The organism is Methanobrevibacter sp. 87.7 (assembly GCF_002208625.1).
Classification (GTDB): domain Archaea; phylum Methanobacteriota; class Methanobacteria; order Methanobacteriales; family Methanobacteriaceae; genus Methanarmilla.
Map to the genome: position 1 here is coordinate 1 of NZ_MRCT01000150.1, position 4,166 is coordinate 4,166.

The following is a 4,166-nucleotide window of genomic DNA, read 5'->3' on the forward strand; positions in this document are numbered from 1 at the left end:
TGATAAGATTAAATTAAAATTTAAAAAACAATATTTTAATTTTTAATAAAAAGAAATTTAAAATAAAAAAATTATGAATAAATAAATATACAGTGATATAAGTAAAAAAATAGTAATTAATAGATAAAAAATAAAAAAAATAACAAAATAAAAATTAGAAATAAAAAAAAAACACTAAAAATTAAAAAAACACAAAAAACAAGAAATAAAAACAAAAAACATTAAAAAAATAAAAATTAATAAAAAAAATAAAAAAAAGTTGAGAAATTAAACTTAAAAAAGTTTAATGTCTCGTTACAACAACCGAATGTCCTAAGACTAAAGCAGCTAAGAACAAGAACGTTAATAATGCTAAACCGTTAATAGTCCTATTAAATATGAAACAACCAATTAAAGTCTGTGCAATAAATGCAGAAAGACAACCAATTAAAAGAACTTCCCTTCCTAAAAATTTTTGACTTTTCTTCTCTCTTAATTGACGATATATAGTTAAAACTTTAAGTCCTACAACAATTACAAATAAAACAAATATTATAAGACCAATTAAACCTAAATATCCAAAATCAAAAGCATATCCAAAGATACCACTTAACATGTAATCAATTGTATCTTTCTGGTTTACTAATGTACCAAAGAATACAGGATATGGTAAACCAAAGAACAATATAAATTGCATTGGTAATGAAATATAACCTTCAGCAAATCCTGTTGCTGTAGCATTAGACCAATAAGAAGCATTTATATTATGACCAATAAGTTGAGTATTTGCAAGTACAGTTTTAATACTACTACCAGAATATGTTTCAATCCTTGCAATCCTTAACATAGGAGAGAAAATAGGCATGTTTAAAACCATAGATAAACCTTGGAGTAAACCAAATGCTATAACAATTAAACCTAAAAACATGAAAATCCTTTTTAAAGTGAAAACAGATTTTTGTCTGAAAGATTTAGATATCATTGTGTATCCTATGAATAAACCTAAAATCCAAAGAGTAAGGAAAGATCTGTGCATCATTCCACCAAAAACAGTAATACCAATAATAATAAGGTATACTAATTTTTTAAGACCTTTAACATTCACACCCGACTCTTCCATTACCTTCATCGATGATAGTGCTGTAATTACACATGCAAGAGCAAGAGGACCAAATGGATGAGTAAACTCATTTTGACCAAATGATAAAAACAGCATGAGAATATCAGCTGCAAAAAGTAACATAAACGCTCCTGACAAGAATAAAGATAAGAATGTAACTACACTAAGTGATAAAGGAACTAAATTTATAATAAAAATCATTGAAGCAATTAAAATGATTCCTATTTCAATAATTAATTGTAAATGATTTTGCGCAATCAATAACATGTTTTATCACTAAAAATAATATTTTTTATAAAATATAAAAAAATTATAATAAGAAATTAATACATATAAAACATAAAATCCGATATTTAAATATCGTAAATAATAATGAATTATATTAAACTATATTATATTTTATATTAATTTAATTTATATTTTAATTATATTAAAACTATTGTTTTTATTTAAATTAAATAAAATAAAAAAACTAATTTTAAAAAAAATAATAAAATAAACTTTTAAATGGACTGATCGGGATTTGAACCCGAGGCCTTTACCATGCCAAGGTAACGATCTACCATCTGATCTACCAGCCCTAAAAAAATAATCCTTTGAAATTAAAAAAATAACAATAAACAATAAAAATTTATATTAAAAATTAATAAGAATTAATCTTAATGTATAGATTACTAAATTAGCAAATTTATACATAATAGAAAGTTATAATATAAAAAAACAAACTAATAAGAATAAAAAAAATTAATCATCATTAGCAAGTTTATAAACATTATCAATAATTATTTTAAATAAATCATCATGTTTTATATTTACTTTTTTATGTGGATTTACAATAAAATCTAATGCAGTAGACACTATTTCATCATCATCAATAGATCTAAACATTAAACCATTATCTACATAATATTGATCTACTGATAAAGTTTTACCTGGATAACATGAAATTACAGGAGTTTGTAAAATAGCTGCTTCCCTATTCATAGTTCCTCCAGCACCAATTACAAGATCACTTCTTTTAATAATACTTGAAGTATCTACTGGTGGATTAAGAATTGTAACATTTTCAATTCCTTCAAATATTTCAGCTTGTTTTTTAAATCTTGGTAAAATTAAAATATTTGCATAATCTTTAAGTCTATCTACAATAGGGGTTAAAACAGATTTATTACAATCAGTATCTAAATAAGATGCAAGTGATGGTTCTGGTCTCATAAAAATTGTTTTATCAAATTTTAAATCAAGCCCTAAATCTTCAAATATATTTTCATTATATTTAAAATGTTTAAAATGCATTAATTCACTAGTACCTTTATAACGGATAATTTTATTTGGATCTGCACCATATTCCATTAATTTCCACATATCAATAACATTTGGAGATATTATTCTATTACATAATGGAAGAGTAAGTTTATTTGCTGCAGTTGCATGTTCATTATCAAGAACAAATAAACTAGGAATTCCAAGACCATAAGCTATTCTTGGTAATTCTATTGAATGTTTACTAATTGCTACATCAGGTTTTTCAGGAGCAATAATATCAATTAACTCATTAATACGTTCTGTTGAATCTCTAAGTTTTTCATATAATGAAACACCATGATGTCCTACTGAAATGTAATCTAAATTATACATATCCATAAGTTTATGAATATCACCAAAATCTCTAGTGGTAACTATTACATCTTCCCCTTCATTTTTGAAATAATTAATTACATCTCTAAAGAAACGTACATGTGGTGCATTTGTAATATCTATCCAAATCTTCATTTTAACCACTTATTAATTTATAATTAAATTAATCATAAATATGTAATTTCATATTAAAACAAGTTTTGTTTTAATTAATAAATATAAACTTTATTTAGAAAAAATAGAAAAACTTTAAAAATAATATTTATAAACTAAATAAAAAATAAGTAAAAAAACAATTTTAATAAAAAAAAATAATAAAAACAACTTTAAAAAACATTTGAATATTAAATCAAAAGCAGATTATAATGTGATTTAAGGCTTTTATTAATAAGATTATGCTTATGATTTAATATGTTTTTTAAAGAGAGGTTAAAAAACATTTGAGTGTGAATCAAAAGTTAATTTTTTTAAGAGTGTGATTTAAGGCTTTTTTCTAATTTTTTAGATAGAAACTTTTGATCCGACTGTTTTTTAAAAGAAATTCGGCATAAAATTTTTGGCAGATAATATATGTAATGAAAACTATAATTTCAAGATCATGCAGAGTAATATAATGACAATTATAATTTTTAGGTATGCCTAAATTTCTTATATAATAGTAAGTTAGAACTAGTATATAAATGTTTAGGTATGCCTAAATTTTTTATTGATATTTCCTAAGATATGTAATAAAAAAATATAAAACTAATAAAAATACTAGAAAAAAATTATAACATTAAAAAATTTAAATTCTGAAAATTTCAATCATAATCATGAACTTATAAATATGGAAAAATAAATAATAAAATTTATTTTAATCTCAAATAATAATAATAATTTAATTAATAAATTTAATTTAATAAAAAATATTCTATAAAAAACACTGAAATTAAGAAAATATAATTCTATGTTAATAAATTAAATTAAAAAACAATAAAATAATATAATTTAATAAAAAAATTGAATAGTTGAGAAGGATTAAAAGCGGAGAAAAAATAAATGATTTAAGTGGGACTTTATGAAAATACTTTTAATCCTCTGTGTTTCATAAGAAATTTAGATAAATAGAGAGATAATATGATATTTTAAGTAAAATAATTTGATTTATTATAACAATATATGGAGTTAAATAATATTTAATTTAAAAGATTATATAGAAAGGTAATGTGAGTTTTAATTTCCGTTATGCTATTTGTAAATTCTTTTAAATTTTTAGTTTTACCTAAATTTCTTATATAATAATAAGTCAGAACTAGTATATAAATGTTTAGGTATACCTAAATTTTTTATGAAAAATTTAGTTTAATAAAATAAAATTTTATATAAATAATAAAAAAATAAAAAGAATAAAATTAAATAAATAATAAAATAAATAAAAATAGAATAAATA

Annotated in this window: 2 protein-coding genes and 1 tRNA gene; all 3 read right to left on the reverse strand. The window is 21.3% G+C overall.

Features of this window, described 5'->3' with window-relative positions; all coding sequences use genetic code 11:
• Window positions 1-283 precede the first annotated feature (283 nt).
• The 3 genes from BGI41_RS06910 to BGI41_RS06920 all read right to left on the reverse strand — a co-directional run bounded on the left by BGI41_RS06910 (window position 284) and on the right by BGI41_RS06920 (window position 2,881).
• Window positions 284-1,366: a hypothetical protein gene (locus BGI41_RS06910; RefSeq protein WP_088539831.1), complete on the reverse strand. Its 1,083-nt coding sequence runs from the start codon at window positions 1,364-1,366 to the stop codon at window positions 284-286.
• 241 nt (window positions 1,367-1,607) lie between these two features.
• Window positions 1,608-1,680, reverse strand: a tRNA-Ala gene (locus BGI41_RS06915).
• 163 nt (window positions 1,681-1,843) lie between these two features.
• On the reverse strand, window positions 1,844-2,881 hold the full coding sequence (locus BGI41_RS06920; RefSeq protein WP_088539832.1) for a DUF354 domain-containing protein: 1,038 nt from the start codon (window positions 2,879-2,881) through the stop codon (window positions 1,844-1,846).
• Window positions 2,882-4,166: the final 1,285 nt, after the last annotated feature.